Source organism: Porphyromonas loveana, assembly GCF_003096695.1.
GTDB lineage: Bacteria > Bacteroidota > Bacteroidia > Bacteroidales > Porphyromonadaceae > Porphyromonas > Porphyromonas loveana.
In genome coordinates, this window is sequence record NZ_QEKY01000002.1 from 178,105 (window position 1) to 199,090 (window position 20,986).

Sequence of the window (20,986 nt, forward strand, 5' to 3'; positions counted from 1 at the left end):
TCGGAAAACATTAGTGTCCAACAACTTGCTTGATAAAATAATATTCATACCTTTGTCGTCCGTAAAAAACGGTTACCAAACTCCAAGAGTGTCATTCACAAACGAAACAAGAACAAATCAAAAATAGATAGCAATGAAAAAAGGTATTCATCCTGAGAATTATCGCCCGGTAGTCTTTAAGGACATGTCTAACGAAGACATCTTTATTACTCGTTCTACCATGGAAGCCAAGGAGACGATCGAAATTGATGGCGTTACCTACCCCTTGATCAAGGTGGAAATCTCTAACACTTCTCACCCCTTCTTCACCGGCAAGGCCAAGCTCGTAGATACGGCTGGTCGCGTCGATAAGTTCATGAGCCGCTACGGCGATCGTAAGAAGAAGTAAGCCTCTCACCGCTTCGAATCATCCCCGTCGATCTCTTGCACGATACCGACGAGGCACAACAGCTACAGTACCCGTTCATATAGCAAAGGCGATGAACGGGTGCTGTGCTTATTAGGCGCAGCCCTCATGCCATTTTTTTCTATCGGCAATAAACCTGAGCATATCAGTCCCATCTATACACTAAAGAACTGAAAAGAACACATAACACATTAGTCAAACACATTTAAGCACCAATCATTGTATGAACAAAGTGTGGAAATACACGGCAGGAGCCTTCGGTATTGCTGCCATCAGCGTAGTGGCTTCAGTTGCCACTATCGCAGCCATCGGACATTATCAAGGACAATCTTTCCTATCCGACGGCATCGAGAACGAATATGGATTCAAGCAAACGTCCTATGTTCCTACGTCAGGAGCTTCAGCCGGTTTGCCCAATCTTGTGGATGCAGCTGAAGCATCGGTCAATGCTGTCGTACACATCAAAGTCGAGGCCGAGCAACGAATGGATTCACAGCAATACTTCGATCCATTTGAATTCTTCTTCGGCGGAGACTCCAGAAGTTTCCAACGTCCTCAGACGCGTCAAGTCGTAGGCTATGGATCGGGCGTTATCATCAGCACGGACGGCTACATCATCACCAATAATCACGTGGTCAAAGGGGCCAAAGATCTCACTGTCATCCTCAATGACAACCGCAGTTTCAAGGCCAAAATAGTCGGCACTGATGCCACCACCGACATTGCCCTCCTCAAAGTGGATGCCAAGGGACTCCCCACCATCCCCTTCGGTGATTCGGATAAGCTCCGTGTAGGGGAATGGGTATTAGCCGTGGGCAATCCTTTCAACCTCACCTCTACAGTGACTGCAGGCATTGTCAGTGCCAAAGGCCGCTCCACGCAGCAAGCGACCGGAAGCGGAACCCTCCAGATAGAATCGTTCATTCAGACCGATGCAGCTGTCAACGCCGGCAATAGTGGTGGAGCATTGGTAAACGACAGGGGCGAACTCATCGGCATCAACACCATGATATATAGTCAGACGGGCAACTATTCCGGTTATTCATTTGCTGTTCCGATCTCCATCGCAGCGAAAGTCGTGGCTGACATCAAACAATACGGCACAGTGCAGCGTGCAGTCCTCGGAATAACCGGTGGAGATATAACGGAAGCTGCTGTTAAGGAATTTGATCTGAAAGTACGCGAAGGAGCTCTGGTAGCTGACTTTGCCGAAGTAAGCGCAGCCGTATCGGCCGGGATGCAGAAAGGCGACGTCGTCACTGCAGTGGATGACAAGCAGATCAAGAGCTTCCCTCAGTTACAAGAAGCTATTGGCCGATACAGACCGGGCGATAAGGTGAAGCTCACCGTTAATCGCAAGGGTGCCATCAAAGAGCTTACGGTCACGCTCAAGAACAACGAAGGAAGCACATCGGTTATCACCGGCCAGTCATCTGAGAATATATTAGGAGCCACCTTCCAAGAGCTGAGCACTGAACAAAAACGCACCTATGGTGTTTCCTATGGAGTAGAGATATCCTCTGTAGGGACAGGCAGGTTCAGAGAAGCGGGAATCAAAAAAGGATTCATCATTCTGTCAGTCAATCGTCAGCCGGTAAATTCCGGATCGGACATCAGTGACATCGTCAACGAAACAAGACAGAGCCGCACAGGCCGTGCAATCTTAGTACGAGGCTTCTATCCGGATGGCAATATCAGGACATTCGAGATAGAGCTATAGGACAAGACACCAACAACCGTTTCCATAGACCGGGTCAAACAGCCTACAGTCGCTCCACTCTCCACATCATCTTCGACCATGAAGTAGGATATAGAGAGTGGAGCGATTGGCTTTTTCCGATTACAGAAGATATTTTACTATTTTTGCAAACCATATTAAAGTGTAAGGAGCAAGAATGAGGCAACTTAAAATTTCCAAGTCGATTACCAACCGCGAAAGTGCGTCACTTGACAAATACCTTCAAGAGATTGGTCGAGAGGACTTGATTTCGGTCGAAGAAGAAGTAGAGTTGGCACAAGCCATCAAACGCGGAGATCGCAAAGCACTCGAAAAACTTACTCGCGCCAATCTTCGTTTCGTTGTATCTGTGGCCAAGCAATATCAGAATCAGGGCCTCAGCCTGCCTGACTTGATCAACGAAGGCAATTTGGGTCTTATCAAAGCTGCCGAGAAGTTCGACGAAACACGCGGTTTTAAGTTTATCTCCTATGCGGTATGGTGGATTCGTCAGTCCATCCTCCAAGCGTTGGCCGAGCAGTCTCGAATCGTACGTCTACCTCTAAACCAAGTAGGCACGCTCAACAAGATCATCAAGGCACAGCAGAAGTTCGAACAAGAGAACGAACGTCGTCCGTCATCTGCCGAACTGGCTAAGGAGCTGGACATTGCCGAGGATAAGATCGCCGACACAATGAAAGTATCGGGTCGACATATCTCAGTGGATGCACCTTTTGTAGAAGGAGAAGACAACAGCCTGCTCGACGTATTGGTTAATGAAGATACTCCCAATACGGACAAAACCCTCATCAACGAATCACTGGCCGTTGAGATCGAAAGAGCTCTATCAACTCTCACTGAGCGCGAGGCAGAGATCGTAAAGCTATTCTTTGGCATCGCCGGCTGCCAAGAAATGACGCTTGAAGAGATCGGAGACAAGTTTGGTTTGACACGCGAACGTGTACGCCAAATCAAGGAAAAAGCAATCCGCCGCCTACGGCAAAGCAATAAATGCAAGAATCTGAAAGGGTACTTAGGCTAAGGAATAACGATTAAAAAATTATTTCGGTTGCGTATTTACACGATTGTGTGTATCTTCGCGGCCGAAATTATTCTAATAATTCAAATCACAAAGAGTTTAACAATGAACAATTACGAAACCGTTTTCATTTTGACTCCCGTTTTGTCTGATGCTCAGATGAAGGAAGCGGTAGAAAAGTTCACGACCCTCCTCAAGCAGGAAGGTGCAACTATCGTGAACGAAGAAAACTGGGGCTTGCGTAAGCTTGCTTACCCCATCCAGAAGAAATCGACAGGCTTCTACCAGCTTGTTGAGTTCCAGGCCAATCCTGAAGTAATCGCCAAGTTGGAGACGAACTTCCGTCGTGACGAACGCGTTATCCGCTTCTTGACTTTCCGTCAAGATAAGTTCGCAGCCGAATACGCTGCAAAGAGAAGAAATCTGAGAGGAGCAAAAAAAAAACAGAAGTAGTTAAGGAGGCGTAAATCATGGCAGCAAACAACCAAGGAGAAATCCGTTATCTGACTCCGTTGTCAGTAGATACCAAGAAGAAGAAATATTGTCGCTTCAAGAAGAGCGGCATCCGCTACATCGACTACAAGGATCCCGAGTTCTTGAAAAAATTCTTGAACGAACAAGGTAAGATCCTGCCGCGTCGTATCACCGGTACTTCACTGAAATTCCAACGTCGTATCGCTCAGGCCGTAAAGCGTGCTCGCCACTTGGCCTTGTTGCCCTACGTAACCGATATGATGAAATAATAAAAGACGAGGAGACAGAATATGCAAGTTATTTTGAAAGAAGATGTAGTCAACCTTGGCTACAAAGACGATATCGTAACAGTCAAGGATGGTTACGGTCGCAACTTTCTAATCCCGCAGGGTAAAGCTGTGATTGCATCAGAATCAGCTAAGAAAGTATTGGCAGAGAATCTGAAGCAACGCGCTCACAAAATCGCCCAGATCAAGAAAGAAGCTGAAGAAAAAGCTGCCACTATGCAGGGCATCAGCCTGACCATCATGGCTAAGACCAGCAAGACAGGCACAATCTTCGGATCAGTATCGAATATCCAAATCGCCGAAGAACTGGCAAAGAAAGGCGTAGAAGTAGATCGCAAGATCATCGTTCTCAAGCCTGCAGTTAAGGAAATTGGCAACTATACTGCTGTTATCCGTCTGCACAAGGAAGTTACTGTAGAAATTCCTTTCGAAGTTGTTTCTGAGAACGAAGTTATCGAGCCGAAGGCAGAAGAAGCTCCCGTTGTTGAAGAAGCTGTAGAAGCAAACGAGACAGAAGCTGCTGAATAATTCTTATCAGTAACCCAAACATAAGCGGGTGTGTCAAAATGAAAGTTTTGGCACACCCGCTTTCCTTTTAAGAAGAATACCGGATTTTAATGTGAATCGCAAGCGAAGTCTAAGTCTCAGCAGAACAGAACGTCGCACGATTATCCTTATTTTTGCCCCGTAACAGAAATGACCAATGAGCCACAAATCTCAAAGCGAAAGCACGATCATCCTCATTACGGGCGGACAACGCTCGGGCAAAAGCTTGTATGCCGAGCAATTAGCACTGTCACTCTCTCCCAATCCTATTTATTTGGCCACGGCACGGATTTGGGATGATGAGTTTGCCCAACGTGTCGCACGGCATCAGCAAAGGCGTGGTCCGGAATGGATGAATATCGAAGAAGAAAAGACGCTGAGTCGTCATCACCCCAATGGAGGCGTAATGCTTATCGACTGTCTCACTCTTTGGGCTACGAACTTCTTTTTTGATCTGAATTCGGACATTAACCTTTCGTACGAAGCTCTTTGCCGAGAATTCGATGCCCTGACCGAGCAAGACGGCACATTTATCTTCGTCACCAATGAAATCGGATTGGGAGGCGTGGCAGAAAACGTAGTCCAAAGACAATTTGCGGACCTACTGGGACGACTCAACCAATACGTGGCAGCCCGTGCCGAACGTGTCGTATTGATGATCAGCGGCATTCCTGTTACAATCAAAGATGAAACAAAAGAACAAGACTGACGAACCACGATGAAAACATTCCACATCAGACGCCCCAACCAAAATATTCGCCAAGAACTGATCAACCGAATCAACTGTCTGGCAAAACCCAAAGGCTCCTTAGGCACACTCGAAGAGCTCGCGCTACAAATCGGGCTCATCCAACAAACACTCGCCCCCCAATTACGCAATCCTCACAATATCATCTTCGCGGCCGATCATGGTATCGCCAACGAAGGAGTCAGCTTCTCGCCCAAAGAAGTCACGTGGCAGGTTATCAACAACTTTCTGGGCGGAGGCGCAGGCATCAACTTCCTCTGCCGCCAACACGGATTCAAACTCGTACTCGTTGACGGAGGGATTGACTTCGATTTCCCCGAAGGAATAGACGTCTTGGATCGTAAAATACGCAAAGGCACACGCAACTACCTGCACGAGCCTGCACTAACCAAAGAGGAGATGGAGCAAGCCATCGCAGCAGGAGCCGAGGTTGTAAACGATTGCCATACCGGAGGATGCAACATCATCAGCTTCGGTGAGATGGGAGTTGCCAATACCTCTACCTCCTCCATGTGGATGACCTTCTTCACCGGGATTGATCTCAAGGAATGTGTAGGGGCCGGCAGCGGACTGGATACCGACGGCATCAGGCACAAATACAATGTACTCAAAGAGGCCAAAGACCACTATACGGGTAGCGGTACTGCAGAAGACATCATCACTTACTTCGGGGGCTTGGAAATGCTCATGGCAGTCGGCGGGATGCTGAAGGCGGCCGAGCTTGGCATGATTATCATTGTAGATGGATTCATTATGACCAACTGCCTACTCGCTGCATCTAAGTTCCACCCCGAGGTTCTCGATTACTCCATATTCGGTCACTGTGGAGACGAGTCCGGACATGCACGTCTACTCAACCACATGGGAGCCAAACCGTTATTACATTTAGGCCTTCGTCTCGGCGAGGGTTCGGGAGCAGTTTGTTCCTATCCCATTATCGAATCGGCGGTGAGGATGCTCTGCGAGATGCATACCTTCGAACAAGCAGCTGTAACCAAATACTTCTAATGGACAATGGCGCAGCAGACCAAAACCTACCATCACATTCTGGCAGCATTCATGCTATTGACGCGTCTCCCTCTGTGGCGAGTAGTCCGCGTAACCGACACAGCCTTCCGCAGAGCTACAGACTATTGGAGCTTGGTCGGCTGGTTGACGGCAGGAACGATGGTCGTCATCTATTGGCTGTCTATGCTTATAGGGCTTCCTACTATTGTAGCCATTATCCTTGCCCTCCTCTCGCGCCTTATTCTCACAGGGGCTTTTCATGAAGATGGCTTAGGCGATTTCTTCGATGGCTTTGGAGCCGGAGGAAGCCGAGAGCGCATCCTTAGGATTATGAAGGATTCGCATACGGGTAGTTACGGGATCTTGGCATTCGTCATCTATTACGCACTGGCTATTCACTCGCTCGCAGCACTACCACCTAACCTGACGCTCATCATCCTCGGCGTGGGCGACCCCTTCTGTAAGCTTGTCGCGTCACAACTGATCAATACTACTCCCTATGCTCGTCAGGTAGAGGAGAGTAAGATCGAGACCGTTTATAAGCGCATGAGCATCCCGACCATTATTTTCTCCTTCGCTGCCGGAGCTTTCCCGTTATTCCTATTCCTGCCAATGTACTATTGGCCTGCAATCCTTATTCCCGTACTGATTTTTGTGGCACTCCGTCAGCTCATGATGCGTAAGATAGGAGGCTATACGGGCGATTGCTGTGGGGCTACCTTCCTCCTCTGCGAGCTCGGCCTATGGCTCGGAGTACTCATGATGAGCAGAGGCCAATAGAGCAAGGATCAATCAAATGCAAATCACACTCATACGCCACACCACGACGGACGTCCCCGTAGGTACATGCTATGGACAGACCGACGTACCCTTGCGTTCGACATTCACTGAAGAAGCCGAGTTAGTACGCAGCCGCCTTGTCGGCATACCATTCGATGCCGCATACACCAGCCCGCTCAGCCGATGCACCCGCCTCGCAGACTATTGCGGTTATCCCGACGCTCGCAGAGACAGCCGACTGCTGGAAATTAATTTCGGAGAGTGGGAGATGCAGCGTTACGACCGGATAGTCGATCCCCGACTGCAAGAATACTACGCCGACTATATCCATACAGCTGCCACCGGGGGTGAAAGTTTTTCTATCCAACTTGAACGAGTCAGCAACTTTTTGTGCGAACTGACATCGAAGCCTCTGCAACACGTTGCCATCTTCACACATGGCGGCACCATCCTTTGCGCCCAGGTATATGCAGGTATCTACAGCTTGGCAGAGTGCTTCGAACATCAGACGCCTTATGGCGGCATCGTCACTCTTCAAATTGGCACCAAAAAATAGTTCTTAGCCGATACGTACTGCTTAATTATTGGTAACTTTACGCCCAAATAATAAGTAGTAATATGAGCCCATCCATCGGCATATTCGACTCCGGCTACGGAGGTCTCACGATCTTAAGTGAGATGCGCAAACTAATGCCCGAATACAATTTCATATATCTGGGCGACAACGCCCGCTCTCCATACGGCAATCGCTCCTTCGAGGTCGTCTATAAGTTCACGCTACAAGCCGTGAAGAAGCTCTTCGATCTGGGCTGTCCACTCGTTATCTTGGCCTGCAACACAGCCTCTGCCAAAGCCCTTCGCTCCATCCAGCAGCGCGATCTTCCCTATATGGACGACCCCACGCGCCGCGTTCTCGGCATCATCCGCCCCACCGTAGAGGCTGTGGATGAAATCACCCGAACCAAGCACGTCGGAGTCTTGGCCACACAAGGCACTGTCAGCTCGCATAGCTACCAACTGGAGATAGCCAAACTATTCCCCGAAATATCCGTCACCGAAGAGGCTTGCCCCATGTGGGTACCGCTCGTAGAGACGGGAGAGAGCGATAGCCCGGGAGCAGACTACTTCATCCGCAAGCACCTCGACAGCATCATAGCCAAGGACGATACCATCGATACGATTATCTTGGCTTGTACGCACTACCCGCTCTTGCGCCCCAAGATGAAGCGACTACTCACCCCCACTATCAAGCTCATTGCACAAGGCGAGCTTGTAGCCCATTCATTGAAGGACTATCTCCTCCGTCACCCTGAGATGGATCAGCGCCTCGAAAAGGGAGGGAAGACAGAGTACTTCACGACAGAAAGTCCTGACAAATTCGGAGAACTGGCTTCACTCTTCCTCAAAGAAGCAGTCCAAGCCGAGCATGTAACAATCGACTAACAACAGCAAACAAAGAATGAACAAAACAACCCTCCTCTTATCCGTACTCATGGCTGCGATACTATCCGCCTGTGGTGTCAATAACCGTGCCCAATCCGAACAGAACAAGATCGAAGGCGATTGGACCGTAAGCCAGTTGGGCGAAGCAGACAGAGCTGCCCTCACGAGTGTCGGCATGACCTTTACGCTCAATCTCGAAGAGAAAAGATTCGGTGGTAAAGGCAGTTGCAACAGCTATGGCGGCGAGGTCTTGACATACGATGCCAAGACAAACTCCATCAGCTTTGGCGACGTCATCGCCACTCGTATGTACTGCCCTGAGATAGGCTTCGAACAAACGCTATTCGCCACGCTACGCGAAGCAAAGCGTTATGAAGTCAAAGATGGCAAGTGCTATCTCTACAGTGAGAAGGACACGGCTCCCCTACTCGTCCTCTCCCGTCCATAGTCGGCGAGGAGCATTGCTCCCCGACTACATAATTCTCCATGAAAGAGGATATACCAAAATCTTCATTTTGGTATATCCTCTTTTCTTTTTTCTTCCCAACACTTCCACATATATTCCATATTCGATAGCATCTCCATCTTTATCACGCCTGAAACAAAGAATCTGTGGCGTCAAATCCAAACACAAAGTCGCGCCAAAAACTTTTCGAAATGGCGCATAACTTCCGGAGATATGACGCCAAAATCAAATGAAACTGGCGCAAGTTTTCAGTTGTTTATGCGGTGAGTTTTTGCCTGCTTTCGGCGTGTTTCAAGAGACGATCGATCCGCTGAGTCACTGCCCGATACTCACAAAACACTTCTCACGGACGAAGTATTGATATGCCAAACGCATCCCTGATCTATCCTTATTGTGGTGCAGGCAATACTATAAGATAAGCGCTCCTCATGTCACAACGGTCTCAATAACGTCGTAGGAATGCGTATTTTTGCGGAGACGAATACTATAGCATCTGACGGAGACTCGGTCTCTCGGTCATCCCTATTATGAAGAAAAAAGTAGCACTAATCACCGGCATCACAGGGCAAGACGGTTCTTTTTTGGCCGAATTTCTCATTGAGAAGGGGTACGAAGTACACGGTATCCTACGTCGTTCATCTTCTTTCAATACAGGTCGAATCGAGCATCTCTACCTCGATGAATGGGTGCGAGACATGAAGCGCGAACGGCTGATCAATCTCCACTACGGCGATATGACGGACAGCTCCTCGCTGGTACGCATCATCCAGACCATCCGCCCTTCCGAAATATACAACTTGGCTGCACAGAGCCATGTAAAGGTTTCGTTCGATGTACCCGAATATACGGCCGAAGCAGATGCCGTGGGCACGCTGCGTCTATTGGAAGCAGTGCGAATACTCGGTCTCGAACAGCAAACGCGTATCTATCAGGCCTCCACGTCCGAACTCTTCGGCAAAGTACAGGAAGTGCCACAGCGAGAAACTACTCCATTCTATCCGCGCTCGCCTTATGGAGTGGCCAAGCAATACGCTTTCTGGATCACAAAGAACTATCGGGAGAGTTATGGTATGTTTGCCGTCAATGGCATTCTCTTCAACCACGAGAGCGAACGCCGAGGGGAGACCTTCGTCACCCGCAAGATCACGCTGGCAGCTGCCCGCATCCGACAAGGCTTCCAGGACAAACTCTATCTGGGCAATCTGGATGCTCGTCGCGACTGGGGCTATGCTCGCGACTATGTGGAGTGTATGTGGCTGATGCTACAGCACGATACGCCCGAAGACTTCGTGATCGCCACGGGCAAAATGCATAGCGTACGAGAGTTCGTGACGTTGGCCTTCCACGAAGTAGGCATCGAACTCGAATGGGAAGGCAGTGGTATCGCAGAGCGAGGTGTGGACAAAACCAATGGTCGTGTCCTCGTGGAGGTAGACCCGAAGTACTTCCGCCCCTGTGAGGTGGAGCAACTACTCGGTGATCCCACCAAAGCTCGGACGTTGCTCGGTTGGGATCCAACCAAAACTTCATTCGAGGAGTTGGTACGCATCATGGTGAAAGCCGATATGTGCTTCGTACGCAAGTTGCATCTCAGAGCCCAATTTGAAGAACAAGACAATGAATAAGGATGCCAAAATATATGTGGCCGGTCACCGCGGTTTAGTAGGATCGGCTATCTGGAACAATCTGCAGCAGAAAGGCTACACCCATCTCATAGGGCGCACGCATCAAGAACTGGATCTGCTCGATGCCGTAGCCGTCCGTGAGTTTTTCGACAAGGAGCAGCCCGAGTATGTATTTCTGGCGGCAGCCCATGTGGGTGGCATCATGGCCAACAGCCGTTTCCGAGCCGACTTCATCTACCGCAATCTGGGCATCCAGCAAAACGTTATCGGCGAGAGCTATCGGCACAATGTGCGTAAGTTGATGTTCCTCGGCAGCACTTGTATCTATCCTCGCGACGCACGACAACCGATGCGCGAGGAGGAGTTGCTCACCGCTCCTCTGGAATACACCAACGAGCCGTATGCCATCGCCAAAATAGCCGGGCTTAAGATGTGCGAAAGCTTCAATCTCCAATACGGCACCAACTACATCGCTGTGATGCCCACCAACCTATATGGTCCCCAAGACAACTTCGATTTAGAAAATAGCCATGTACTTCCGGCTATGATCCGAAAGATTCACTTGGCGGATTGCCTCCTTCGCGGAGATGAAAAGGCTGTGCGCACCGATCTGCAAGCGCGTCCTGTGGTAGGCGTGAACGGCTCATCATCCATGAACGAGATACTCCCCCTCCTACAACGGTATGGCATCACGGCCGAAGAGGTAAGCCTCTGGGGTACGGGCAATCCCTTGCGCGAATTCTTGTGGAGCGAAGAGATGGCCGATGCCTGCGTCTTCCTGATGGAACATCGCGACTTCTCTCATCTGTGTCCCTCTGCGACGATGGAGATACGCAACTGCCATATCAATATAGGTACCGGCGAAGAGATATCCATTCGCGATCTGTCAGCACTCATCGCACAGGCCATCGGATACCAAGGGCGCATCACATTCGACTCATCCAAACCCGATGGCACGATGCGCAAGCTCACCGATGTGAGCAAACTGCACGCCTTAGGCTGGAAGCATCGCATCGGTATCCGGGAAGGAGTGGAGCGATTGGTACATTGGTATAGAATGTGATCTGTTTAAGCAGGGCTCCTTTTACTGATTTCTCGCACCAAAAATCATCCTCGCAATGATTATTTGCTACCTTTGCAGAGTTACCGAAAACGAAGAATAATCATCTAATCATAAACAGTCTTATCTAATTAGGATTATGGAAAATATCGATTGGTCGTCGCTCTCATTCGGCTATATGAAGACCGACTACAACGTACGCTGTTACTATCGCAACGGCAAGTGGGGTGAACTCGAAGTATCATCCGAAGAAACAATCACCATGCACATGGCAGCTACCTGTCTGCACTACGGGCAGGAAGCATTCGAAGGTATGAAAGCCTTCCGCGGCAAGGATGGCAAGATCCGTCTGTTCCGTATGGACGAGAACGCCAAGCGTATGAATCGCTCTTGCCAAGGCGTGGTTATGGCTGAATTGCCGCAAGAACTATTCGAAGCAGCAGTGATCAAAGCTGTAAAGATGAATGAACGTTTCGTTCCTCCTTATGAAAGCGGTGCTTCTCTCTATATCCGTCCTCTCGTTATTGGATTGGGTGCACAGGTAGGTGTAAAGCCTGCTCCCGAATATCTCTTCATCGTATTCGTAACACCTGTAGGTCCTTATTTCAAGGAAGGATTCAAGCCGACTAAGATGGCTATTTTCCGCGATTATGACCGTGCCGCACCTCTGGGTACCGGTACGATCAAGGTGGGCGGCAACTATGCTGCCGGTATGATCCCGACCGTGAAAGCTCACGACATGGGCTATTCTGCCGCCATCTTCTTGGATGCTAAGGAAAAGAAGTACATCGACGAAGCCGGCCCCGCCAACTTCTTTGCGATCAAGGACAATACATACATCACTCCCGAATCAAGCTCTATCCTGCCCTCTATCACGAATAAGAGTCTGATGCAGGTAGCGCAAGATCTGGGTCTGAAGGTAGAACGTCGTCCCGTAGCAGAGGAAGAACTTGCCACATTCGAAGAAGCAGGTGCTTGCGGTACTGCAGCTGTAATCAGCCCGATCTCTGAGATCGATGACTTGGAGAACAACAAGCAGTACATCATCAGCAAGGATGGCAAGCCAGGCCCCTGGTGCGAAAAGCTCTATCACGAGCTGCGTGCTATCCAGTATGGTGACAAGCCCGACACGCATGGTTGGGTAACGATCCTCGACTAATCGGATAGTCATATCTATTATCACAAAGAGGCATCGCCACTGCTCTGTAGGAGCTGGTGGCGATGCCTCCTTTTTGTTCAATATGAAGAAGGTGCGGATTGTTATCAACCGAACATTTCGCGATCCTTAATCTTGATCGGATCGGTATAGAACTTTTCCCACCAAGCCTTTTCGCCCTTGCGGGGAGGTTTGGAGAGGAAGAGACGTTGATGCCGCTCAGTAGCTGCTGCAAGATTGACTCTGAAGTGATAGTGATCGAATATTCTTAATGCCTCTATCATGTACGACACGGCTACTTTCCTGTCTCGTATCAGGAGGAGATTCTCCCCATTCTTCCTGTCGGCCGTAGTGGAGAAATTATAGGAACCCAGATATACGCGCGCCGTAGGCTTATCGAAGTCGATCACCACGAACTTATGGTGCATGCGCGTACCTCCACCGCCAGAAGGTTCGGACTTGAAGGGTTCGGGCATATTCTCACCGATGACTTGGGGGAAGACGGGAGCCAGATTACCATTCGGCTTCTGGAGATTGAGCCCTCCCATCCGCTTGTCCGATATACCATAGACAAATACATCCCCTTTCTCCAACACACGGACGATCTCATCCTTGAGTGAGCCGGTCGTCTGAGATAGGAAAGCCAGCGAATAGAAGAGACTGGATTCCGTTTTAGAGACATCAGCCGCCACCTCGTCTAAGAGAGAATTGTTCTTGCTATGTGGAGAGAAAGACACTTGTGCATCAATGGAAGCGAGCTTGATTTTATTCCACAGAGCCGAATCAGTCTTGCCAAAAGCCGTTGTCGTGCAGTTCCAATAATTGTCAAAGGCAGCGAGGAATGGTTCGATGGCACTCTTGCCGCGTACGATCAGCACATTATTGGACTGTACATAAAGGCCGCGCCAAGTGAAATTAGTGGAGCCACAGATGGCCGCTTTCACTTTCTTGCCTTTGATCACGATGGTCTTATTGTGTTGCAACTGTCCCATATGTTGTCGCTTCACTTTCCCTTGGGTAGAAGCCCGTAACCTCTCATAAGCGATGCTCTCGGCCGAATCGTGCTCGGCATGTTCGGCACTATCGTCAATGATAATCGAAAGTCTTTCTTTCAATTGTAGAAACTTCTCCATCACGACAGGCAGATTGAGATCATAGGCTACGACTTTGACCTCGGCACTCTTGTCCGCAATGGCTTCGTCCAAGAGCCGGAGCATAGCCTCTGCAGCCTCGAATCCCATCCACGGAAGTGCAGTAGTAGCCTTGGGATGAGTGGGAACAAAATCAATACCTTCTTTGGATTTACTCGGCAACAATGCTGCGACACCTCCTTCATCGGAATACTTATCCACAAAAGCCTGGGAAGAAACGAATCCGCGGGTGAACGCCACATCAAGACGTTGTGGATAGGTCTCGCGATGCAAAACGATCTCAACGCGCTGCTCCTCTCCATAACTCAACTCTTCATACCAGTTCATAAAGACGGGCTTCACTTGGTACACGAAAGCTCCATTCATGTCGGCATTGCGTGGGAAGTGCACCCAGCGAAACATTTGAAACGGGGAAAGGAGGGACGATTTGGTCTCGCTACAGACATTCCCATCAGCATCAAGGAAAGAAAGTCTGTTCTTCAAGGCATAAAAGCGATCACCGCCCGGTTCTTTATACTCAATGGCAAAGCCGACAAAGTCGCGGGGAGGTTTTCCGTCCCGCCAATTCATGGCCAACAACAACATACCATCTCCCCGATAGGCTTTGAGCGTAAAAAGGGCCTTCGGATTCTTTCCTGTCAAAATGTAATCATTCGTATTCTGAGCCATATTCAACTATTTTATATCTTCATTGACACTCAAAAATAGGAAAACCCATCGGCATTATCTGAACTTTTACATACAAAGGGCTGTTAGAGGACAAAAGGGAAACCTTTTTTCAGAATTGCAAAATAGCGCACCAAGTGGATACAATCCGCCAGTATTAACAACATAAAACAAAAAAGTAACATCTATGGCTAATTACAAAGTAATCGAGGTAGAAGGTATCGGACCGGTATTGGCCGGCAAGTTGAACGAAGCGGGCATCATGTCCACCGACCAACTCTTAAAGGCCTGCAAAACGAAAGCAGATCGTAAAGCTCTGGCCGCAAAGAGTGGCATCGAAGAGAGCAAGATCCTCAAGTTCGCCAATATGGTGGATCTCTTCCGCATCAAAGGAGTAGGAAGCGAATATGCCGAACTGCTCGAAGCGGCGGGCGTTGATACTGTGAAGGAGCTGGCTACGCGCAAGGCCGACAACCTAACAGAGAAAATGGCCGAGGTGAATGCAGTCAAAAAGCTGGTGCGTCGCCTCCCGGTGCTAAAGATGGTAGAAGACTGGGTGAAGCAAGCCAAGGATCTTCCTCGGATGCTCGAATACTAATTGTGCCTCATTAGTGGCACTTCTGCCCCGAAGCGCCTAAACGCATGTCCATTCATACGTTTAGGCGCTTCCAACATTTGACAGGTTGCCTTGATAGAAGAGAAGTGATACATGGTGGAGTATCCGCTTAGACCGGTAAGAAGCCTCACAATGCCCCGACTGCATAGAAAAGATTGATACAGCATCACCTTTTTTAACTCTCTATGGAGCATGGAGAGCTGTGGTGCATACTTCTCAAAATTATGGAGCAAAAACGCTCGGAATATGGCGCCGGTTTTCCTAAACAACTCGCGCCAAAAGTTTTTTGATTTGGCGCATAATTTTTTCTGAAATGGCGCCAGAAGGAAATGATTTTGGCGTGAGTTGTTTCGATCATTCGCACAAGTAGGAGATCATAACACATCTGCATACTTTTTCACACAAGAGAGGCTCTTTCGTCAGTCATGCACATGATCACGAAGAGGCATACCCGTATAGGAAGATTATATGCGTCAACCTCATTTAGATGACGCTACACACCACCCAATAAACATACTTACTACTTTTGTAGCATCATGAGACTATCAGATTTACACACCGGCGATCGAGCCACTATTATTCGTGTCGAGGGGCGCGGCGTTTTCCGCAAGCGCATATTGGAAATGGGGTTTGTACACGGCAAGACCGTTACCGTCCTCCACAATGCTCCCTTACATGATCCGGTTTACTACCGCATCATGGACTATAATGTTTCGCTTCGCCGTGCCGACGCTGCCCGCATAGAAGTGGTACTCATAGAGAGTGCTGATACGGTTGACATCCCACCCGAAACAGAAACGACTGTGATGCATGCTCCCCATGCTGCATCGGCCGATGTACTCTCCCTGCCTACCGACGAAAGGCTCTCGCCTCCTGAAACAAGGCACGAAGCACATCGCATTCGTGTGGCGTTGATCGGCAACCCCAACTGTGGCAAGACCTCCATCTTCAATCGTGCCAGCGGTGCACACGAGCACGTCGGTAACTATAGCGGCGTCACGGTAGAGGCCAAGGAAGGTTACTTCCGACATGGCAACTACAAGATCGAAATAGTAGACCTGCCCGGCAGTTATTCGCTCTCGCCCTATAGTCCGGAAGAGTTGTATATCAGGAAATATCTGAGCGAAGAGACACGACCTGATATCGTGCTTAATGTGGTGGATACGTGCAATTTGGAGCGCAATCTCTATCTGACGCTACAGCTCAAAGAAATGGGACTGCCCGTAGTCATAGCATTGAATATGTATGACGAGTTTGAACGGAAGGGCGATTCCCTCGACTATCCCTCTCTCTCTGCCATGCTCGGTATCCCCATGATCCCGACAATCGGCCGTACGGGAGAGGGGCTGCATGAGCTGTTCGACGCACTGGTATCCGTATATGAAGGAACCAATACGACCGTGCGCGACATCCGCATCCATTATGGCAGCATCATAGAGCCGGCGGTAGAGTCCCTCGCCAAGAAGATTACGCAGCGACTTGTCCTTCCATATGCACTGCCGGCTCGGTATCTGGCAGTCAAACTCATAGAGGGAGACAAAGAAATTAGTCGCTACATAGGGGAGCAACCCAAAGGACAATTCATCCTATCGGCACGTGACTTTGCGCTACACAATATTGATGAGTATCTGACAGTCGCAAGCGATGCCGAAAGTATTATCACGGATCACAGATACGGTTTCATTGCCGGAGCTCTCCGAGAGACGTACACGAGTAATAACCGGCAACCCAAGACGTTGACCGACAAGATCGACAACATCGTTACGCATCAAGTATGGGGGTTCCCGATCTTCATCTTGTTCATGTTCATTATGTTCCAAGCTACATTCGTAGTGGGAAGCTACCCGATGGGTTGGATCGAGACACTTGTGGGTTGGGTCGGCGGTCTTGCCGAAAGCTTGATGCCTGACGGCTCGTTCAAGGACCTCGTTGTCGATGGCATCATCGGAGGTGTGGGAGGCGTCATTGTCTTTCTGCCCAATATCCTCATCCTCTACTTCTTTATCTCCTTGATGGAAGATAGCGGATATATGGCACGTGCGGCCTTCATCATGGACAAGATCATGCACCATATGGGACTACATGGCAAGTCTTTCATTCCGCTTATTATGGGCTTTGGCTGCAACGTTCCGGCCATTATGGCCACCAGAACGATCGAGAGCCGCCAGAGTCGTATGATTACGATGCTGGTGACCCCCCTCATGAGCTGTAGTGCTCGCTTGCCGGTCTATCTGCTACTGGCCGGAGCTTTCTTCCCCCAATCGGCAGGATTGGTCCTGTTCGGTATGTATTTCTTGGGTATCTTGCTGGCGGTATTGATGGCGCGCTTGTTCAAGCGTACCCTCTTCCGCGCCGAAGATGTTCCCTTTGTAATGGAACTTCCTCCCTATCGTATGCCGACAAGCAGGTCAGTAGTCGTGCATATGTGGAGCAAAGCTGCCCAATACTTGCGCAAGATGGGTAGCATCATCCTGCTGGCGTCAGTAGCAATCTGGTTTCTCAGTTACTACCCGCATTACTCGGGCGAAGCTGAACTGAGCGCACTCTCCACACAGTTGCAAGAGAATATACAACTCACAGAGGAGGAAAAACAAGCAAAAACGGAAGAACTGGAACGACAGATACACATCCGCCAACAGGAAGAGTCTTATATCGGACGCATCGGCCGAGCAGTACAGCCCGCTTTGGCTCCTTTGGGATTCGACTGGAAGATGAGCGTAAGCCTCTTGACGGGTATGGCAGCCAAAGAAGTTGTCGTCAGTACACTGGGAGTAATATACACAGGGGACGGTGACGACAGCGAAGAAGCCACGCAGCGCCTGGGCGAACGCATTCGCCAAGACCGCGATGCCAACGGCAACCCCACGTTCTCGCCACTTGTAGCCTTAGGCTTGATGGCATTTGTACTCATCTACTTCCCCTGCATCGCCACGGTGGTAGCGATCGGGCGAGAGAGCGGACACTGGAAGTGGGCGGCATTCTCCATCATCTATTCTTGTTCGTTGGCATGGATAGTCACCTTCCTAATCTATCAAGTGGGCAAACTATTATTTGTCTGACACTGTTTTGATAGTATGATACAGAACATCCTGACGGCCATAACGGGACTTATCGTTTTCGGGATTATTGTCTATCGCCTTGTACGACTGTGGAGACGCAGAGATGATGCCGCAGGCGGATGCTCGGGCTGTGCCTCGCGGAGCGACTGCTCTCTCAAGCGGCACGACGACCCGATGCGCTGAGGACTGGTCGATGCAATCACACACAAGCCGACTCGTCAGCTGAACGAGTCGACTCACAGTATTATTTATTTCATGAGTTCGACATAAGTATTTCGCCAGGGCGTACACCTCTGTGCGCAAACCTCAGATCGAACATCTAAATGCTCTATCTCTCTAAAGGTACTTCTTTCGCTGACTTAACCCCTAAACAAATGCCGGTATTAAATACAAACTAAGCAGCTGACCCAGAAAAAGCCCCCATTATAGAACTCCCATTGAACGTTTCCGACTTAATTTGACCTAATAGTGCTCTTATGGGTGGAATGTACACACCTTGTTTTTTAGCACATTTGTAGATACCATATGGATATAATCAATATCTTTGCCACGTCAATGGACTCTGCTCATTGCTGTTCAATGCGTAGAAAGAAAAAGGAGTATCTGGAGAAATTCCGAGACTGTTCCGCGTTGTGACGAACAGAACGATCGCAAAAAACGCCAAACCTTGGAAATAGCCACAGAACCCTGACCATGACAGACCTCTCTGATTCACAGAGATATGAGATTACAATGTTCATTCTTACGTTTTGAGAACATAGTCACTCATTAATTGTCGTTGAGGCCACAAGCCTTTCTCGGCATTTTTGTGCATGCATACCGATCCAATCTGAGAGTGTAACAGACATTAAAGCGATAAGAAAGCAAAGATTGAAATAGAAATAAAGCGAAAGTTTTATCACTTTAAAAGAGGAAAGATATTATGATGACAAGCGAACAGTACGTAGAAAGCCTTCGGAAACTGAACTTGAAGGTTTATTTCATGGGAGAAAAAATCGACAATCCTGTTGATCACCCTATGATTCGCCCCTCTATGAATTCGGTAGCTATGACTTACAAGTTGGCCGAAATGGAGGAGTACAAGCATTTGATGACGGCAACGTCTAATCTGACCGGAAAACAAATCAATCGCTTCTGCCACCTACACCAAAGTACAGAAGATTTGAAAAACAAGGTGAAGATGCAACGACTCTTGGGCCAAAAGACCGCATCATGCTTCCAACGTTGTGTCGGTATGGATGCTTTCAATGCAATCTATTCAACGACCTACGAAATGGATGAGGCACTAGGGACGTCCTATCACAAACGTTTTGTAGATTATCTCAAGTATGTGCAAGATAATGACCTTGTCGTTGATGGTGCCATGACTGACCCCAAGGGAGACAGAGGTTTGGCTCCCTCAGAACAAGAAGATCCGGATCTCTACATGCACATCGTCGAAGTTCGTGAAGATGGCATCATCGTTTCTGGAGCAAAGGCGCATCAAACTGGTGCAGTCAACTCTCACGAGCATCTTATTATGCCTACCATCGCTATGCGCGAAGCCGATGCAGACTATGCAGTCTCATTTGCTGTGCCTTCTGATGCAGAAGGTGTTATTATGATCTATGGGCGCCAATCGTGTGACACACGAAAGATGGAAGCAGGTGCTGATATTGATTTGGGCAATCCGGAATTTGGCGGACATGAAGCTCTCGTTGTGTTCGACCGAGTATTTGTCCCTAACGATCGTGTCTTCATGTGCCGTGAATATCAGTTTGCAGGTATGATGGTAGAGCGTTTTGCTGGGTATCACCGCCAATCGTACGGTGGTTGCAAAGTCGGTGTTGGCGATGTACTCATCGGCGCAGCAGCTCTTGCTGCAGACTATAATGGTGTACCTAAAGCCTCTCACATCAAAGACAAACTGATTGAGATGATCCATCTTAACGAAACGCTCTATGCCTGTGGTATTGCTTGTTCTTCTGAAGGAACTCAAATGAAAGCCGGTAACTATATGATTGACCTTTTGTTGGCAAATGTCTGCAAACAAAATATCACTCGTTTACCTTATGAAATCGCACGGTTGGCTGAAGATATCGCAGGTGGTTTGATGGTTACGATGCCATCAGAACAAGATTTCCGTCATCCTGAAATTGGGTCTGTTGTCAAGAAATATCTTGTAGGAGCAAAAGGAAAGGCCACAGAAAATCGTATGCGCATTCTCCGTTTGATCGAGAACATCACACTTGGAACTGCTGCTGTAGGATATAGAACAGAATCTATGCATGGAGCTGGTTCTCCTCAAGCTCAAAGAATTATGATTGCCCGTCAAGGAGATATCGAAGGCAAGAAGAAACTTGCACGTGCAATTGCACGCATTGATGAATCTCTTGACAAATAATTCCCTTTGAAATTTTCTGTTTAACAGTCTGAAGACAGTATATATTAGCTGTGAAGTCAGATATATTGACAGAAACAACGGTCGAACTCGTGCTGCGCGAGCGGATTAGTCCGCTATTGCGCAGCCACGGAGGCGACCTTTCATTGTCCCGCGTAAAGGACAAAACCATATTCATTAAGTTTTCGGGTGCATGCCGCTTCTGTCCGGCTGCTAATGAAACAACTGAGAAAATCGTCCAAGCCATGATGCGCGAACACTTTAAGGACGACAATATTGATGTAGTCCTTGAGAACGGTGTCAGCAATGACCTACTGGAACAAGCCAAAAACATTTTGAGAAAACCCAAATAACAACTT

Annotated in this window: 21 protein-coding genes; 20 read left to right on the forward strand and 1 reads right to left on the reverse strand. The window is 48.8% G+C overall.

The annotated features are described in order from the left end of the window. Positions 1–133: 133 nt before the first annotated feature. From C7382_RS01735 to C7382_RS01805, 15 genes are all read left to right on the forward strand, one after another. Positions 134–388, forward strand: coding sequence for a type B 50S ribosomal protein L31 (locus C7382_RS01735; protein WP_116678601.1), 255 nt, complete (start codon positions 134–136; stop codon positions 386–388). Between the two features lie 241 nt (positions 389–629). Next, positions 630–2,126 carry a DegQ family serine endoprotease gene (locus C7382_RS01740; RefSeq protein WP_116678602.1) on the forward strand — a complete coding sequence of 499 codons (1,497 nt, stop codon included), beginning with the start codon at positions 630–632 and terminating at the stop codon, positions 2,124–2,126. 175 nt (positions 2,127–2,301) lie between these two features. Then, positions 2,302–3,165 (forward strand): sigma-70 family RNA polymerase sigma factor, encoded by an 864-nt coding sequence (locus C7382_RS01745; RefSeq protein WP_116678603.1) that lies wholly within the window; start codon positions 2,302–2,304, stop codon positions 3,163–3,165. Positions 3,166–3,267: 102 nt separating this feature from the next. After that, positions 3,268–3,615, forward strand: coding sequence for a 30S ribosomal protein S6 (rpsF, locus tag C7382_RS01750; protein ID WP_116678604.1), 348 nt, complete (start codon positions 3,268–3,270; stop codon positions 3,613–3,615). Between the two features lie 17 nt (positions 3,616–3,632). Continuing rightward, positions 3,633–3,905, forward strand: a complete 273-nt coding sequence (gene rpsR, locus C7382_RS01755; protein ID WP_116678605.1) for a 30S ribosomal protein S18 — start codon at positions 3,633–3,635, stop codon at positions 3,903–3,905. Positions 3,906–3,926: 21 nt separating this feature from the next. Next, a complete protein-coding gene (gene rplI / locus C7382_RS01760) occupies positions 3,927–4,451 on the forward strand; it encodes a 50S ribosomal protein L9 (RefSeq protein WP_116678606.1) in 525 nt (174 codons plus the stop codon). A gap of 175 nt (positions 4,452–4,626) precedes the next feature. Beyond that, positions 4,627–5,178 (forward strand): bifunctional adenosylcobinamide kinase/adenosylcobinamide-phosphate guanylyltransferase, encoded by a 552-nt coding sequence (gene cobU, locus C7382_RS01765; protein WP_116678607.1) that lies wholly within the window; start codon positions 4,627–4,629, stop codon positions 5,176–5,178. Between the two features lie 9 nt (positions 5,179–5,187). Further along, complete coding sequence (cobT, locus tag C7382_RS01770) at positions 5,188–6,225, forward strand: nicotinate-nucleotide--dimethylbenzimidazole phosphoribosyltransferase (RefSeq protein ID WP_116678608.1); 1,038 nt, start codon at positions 5,188–5,190, stop codon at positions 6,223–6,225. Between the two features lie 6 nt (positions 6,226–6,231). After that, positions 6,232–7,005: an adenosylcobinamide-GDP ribazoletransferase gene (locus tag C7382_RS01775; protein WP_116678609.1), complete on the forward strand. Its 774-nt coding sequence runs from the start codon at positions 6,232–6,234 to the stop codon at positions 7,003–7,005. 16 nt (positions 7,006–7,021) lie between these two features. After that, positions 7,022–7,561 (forward strand): alpha-ribazole phosphatase, encoded by a 540-nt coding sequence (gene cobC, locus C7382_RS01780; RefSeq protein ID WP_116678610.1) that lies wholly within the window; start codon positions 7,022–7,024, stop codon positions 7,559–7,561. 62 nt (positions 7,562–7,623) lie between these two features. Then, positions 7,624–8,448 carry a glutamate racemase gene (gene murI, locus C7382_RS01785; RefSeq protein ID WP_116678611.1) on the forward strand — a complete coding sequence of 275 codons (825 nt, stop codon included), beginning with the start codon at positions 7,624–7,626 and terminating at the stop codon, positions 8,446–8,448. Between the two features lie 16 nt (positions 8,449–8,464). Next, positions 8,465–8,896 carry an META domain-containing protein gene (locus C7382_RS01790; RefSeq protein WP_116678612.1) on the forward strand — a complete coding sequence of 144 codons (432 nt, stop codon included), beginning with the start codon at positions 8,465–8,467 and terminating at the stop codon, positions 8,894–8,896. Positions 8,897–9,441: 545 nt separating this feature from the next. Continuing rightward, positions 9,442–10,539 (forward strand): GDP-mannose 4,6-dehydratase, encoded by a 1,098-nt coding sequence (gene gmd / locus C7382_RS01795; RefSeq protein WP_116678613.1) that lies wholly within the window; start codon positions 9,442–9,444, stop codon positions 10,537–10,539. Next, a complete protein-coding gene (locus C7382_RS01800) occupies positions 10,532–11,602 on the forward strand; it encodes a GDP-L-fucose synthase family protein (protein ID WP_116678614.1) in 1,071 nt (356 codons plus the stop codon). Before gmd ends, C7382_RS01800 begins: the two co-directional genes overlap by 8 nt. 136 nt (positions 11,603–11,738) lie before the next feature. After that, entirely contained in the window at positions 11,739–12,758 is a 1,020-nt protein-coding gene (locus C7382_RS01805) for a branched-chain amino acid aminotransferase (protein WP_116678615.1), read from the forward strand. 104 nt (positions 12,759–12,862) lie between these two features. On the opposite strand, the gene C7382_RS01810 is transcribed toward C7382_RS01805, so the two are convergent. Next, positions 12,863–14,575: a phospholipase D-like domain-containing protein gene (locus C7382_RS01810; protein WP_116678616.1), complete on the reverse strand. Its 1,713-nt coding sequence runs from the start codon at positions 14,573–14,575 to the stop codon at positions 12,863–12,865. A gap of 184 nt (positions 14,576–14,759) precedes the next feature. On the opposite strand from C7382_RS01810, the gene C7382_RS01815 reads away from it, so the two are divergent. The 5 genes from C7382_RS01815 to C7382_RS01840 all read left to right on the forward strand — a co-directional run bounded on the left by C7382_RS01815 (position 14,760) and on the right by C7382_RS01840 (position 20,980). Beyond that, the gene (locus tag C7382_RS01815) at positions 14,760–15,170 is read left to right on the forward strand and encodes a DUF4332 domain-containing protein (protein ID WP_116678617.1); all 411 of its coding nucleotides are present in this window, start codon (positions 14,760–14,762) and stop codon (positions 15,168–15,170) included. Positions 15,171–15,724: 554 nt separating this feature from the next. Further along, complete coding sequence (gene feoB / locus C7382_RS01825; protein WP_116678619.1) at positions 15,725–18,247, forward strand: ferrous iron transport protein B; 2,523 nt, start codon at positions 15,725–15,727, stop codon at positions 18,245–18,247. A gap of 15 nt (positions 18,248–18,262) precedes the next feature. Continuing rightward, a complete protein-coding gene (locus tag C7382_RS01830) occupies positions 18,263–18,430 on the forward strand; it encodes a FeoB-associated Cys-rich membrane protein (RefSeq protein WP_116678620.1) in 168 nt (55 codons plus the stop codon). A gap of 739 nt (positions 18,431–19,169) precedes the next feature. Continuing rightward, positions 19,170–20,630 carry a 4-hydroxyphenylacetate 3-hydroxylase family protein gene (locus tag C7382_RS01835; protein WP_116678621.1) on the forward strand — a complete coding sequence of 487 codons (1,461 nt, stop codon included), beginning with the start codon at positions 19,170–19,172 and terminating at the stop codon, positions 20,628–20,630. A gap of 50 nt (positions 20,631–20,680) precedes the next feature. Then, positions 20,681–20,980 carry a NifU family protein gene (locus C7382_RS01840; protein ID WP_243405622.1) on the forward strand — a complete coding sequence of 100 codons (300 nt, stop codon included), beginning with the start codon at positions 20,681–20,683 and terminating at the stop codon, positions 20,978–20,980. Positions 20,981–20,986 lie beyond the last annotated feature (6 nt).

Excerpts from the sequence above, each read along its gene's own strand:
- C7382_RS01735 (WP_116678601.1), top strand. The coding sequence starts at position 134 with ATGAAAAAAGGTATTCATCCTGAGAATTATCGCCCGGTAGTCTTTAAG.
- C7382_RS01740 (WP_116678602.1), top strand. The coding sequence starts at position 630 with ATGAACAAAGTGTGGAAATACACGGCAGGAGCCTTCGGTATTGCTGCC.
- C7382_RS01745 (WP_116678603.1), top strand. The coding sequence starts at position 2,302 with ATGAGGCAACTTAAAATTTCCAAGTCGATTACCAACCGCGAAAGTGCG.
- rpsF (WP_116678604.1), top strand. The coding sequence starts at position 3,268 with ATGAACAATTACGAAACCGTTTTCATTTTGACTCCCGTTTTGTCTGAT.
- rpsR (WP_116678605.1), top strand. The coding sequence starts at position 3,633 with ATGGCAGCAAACAACCAAGGAGAAATCCGTTATCTGACTCCGTTGTCA.
- rplI (WP_116678606.1), top strand. The coding sequence starts at position 3,927 with ATGCAAGTTATTTTGAAAGAAGATGTAGTCAACCTTGGCTACAAAGAC.
- cobU (WP_116678607.1), top strand. The coding sequence starts at position 4,627 with ATGAGCCACAAATCTCAAAGCGAAAGCACGATCATCCTCATTACGGGC.
- cobT (WP_116678608.1), top strand. The coding sequence starts at position 5,188 with ATGAAAACATTCCACATCAGACGCCCCAACCAAAATATTCGCCAAGAA.
- C7382_RS01775 (WP_116678609.1), top strand. The coding sequence starts at position 6,232 with ATGGCGCAGCAGACCAAAACCTACCATCACATTCTGGCAGCATTCATG.
- cobC (WP_116678610.1), top strand. The coding sequence starts at position 7,022 with ATGCAAATCACACTCATACGCCACACCACGACGGACGTCCCCGTAGGT.
- murI (WP_116678611.1), top strand. The coding sequence starts at position 7,624 with ATGAGCCCATCCATCGGCATATTCGACTCCGGCTACGGAGGTCTCACG.
- C7382_RS01790 (WP_116678612.1), top strand. The coding sequence starts at position 8,465 with ATGAACAAAACAACCCTCCTCTTATCCGTACTCATGGCTGCGATACTA.
- gmd (WP_116678613.1), top strand. The coding sequence starts at position 9,442 with ATGAAGAAAAAAGTAGCACTAATCACCGGCATCACAGGGCAAGACGGT.
- C7382_RS01800 (WP_116678614.1), top strand. The coding sequence starts at position 10,532 with ATGAATAAGGATGCCAAAATATATGTGGCCGGTCACCGCGGTTTAGTA.
- C7382_RS01805 (WP_116678615.1), top strand. The coding sequence starts at position 11,739 with ATGGAAAATATCGATTGGTCGTCGCTCTCATTCGGCTATATGAAGACC.
- C7382_RS01810 (WP_116678616.1), bottom strand. The coding sequence starts at position 14,575 with ATGGCTCAGAATACGAATGATTACATTTTGACAGGAAAGAATCCGAAG.
- C7382_RS01815 (WP_116678617.1), top strand. The coding sequence starts at position 14,760 with ATGGCTAATTACAAAGTAATCGAGGTAGAAGGTATCGGACCGGTATTG.
- feoB (WP_116678619.1), top strand. The coding sequence starts at position 15,725 with ATGAGACTATCAGATTTACACACCGGCGATCGAGCCACTATTATTCGT.
- C7382_RS01830 (WP_116678620.1), top strand. The coding sequence starts at position 18,263 with ATGATACAGAACATCCTGACGGCCATAACGGGACTTATCGTTTTCGGG.
- C7382_RS01835 (WP_116678621.1), top strand. The coding sequence starts at position 19,170 with ATGATGACAAGCGAACAGTACGTAGAAAGCCTTCGGAAACTGAACTTG.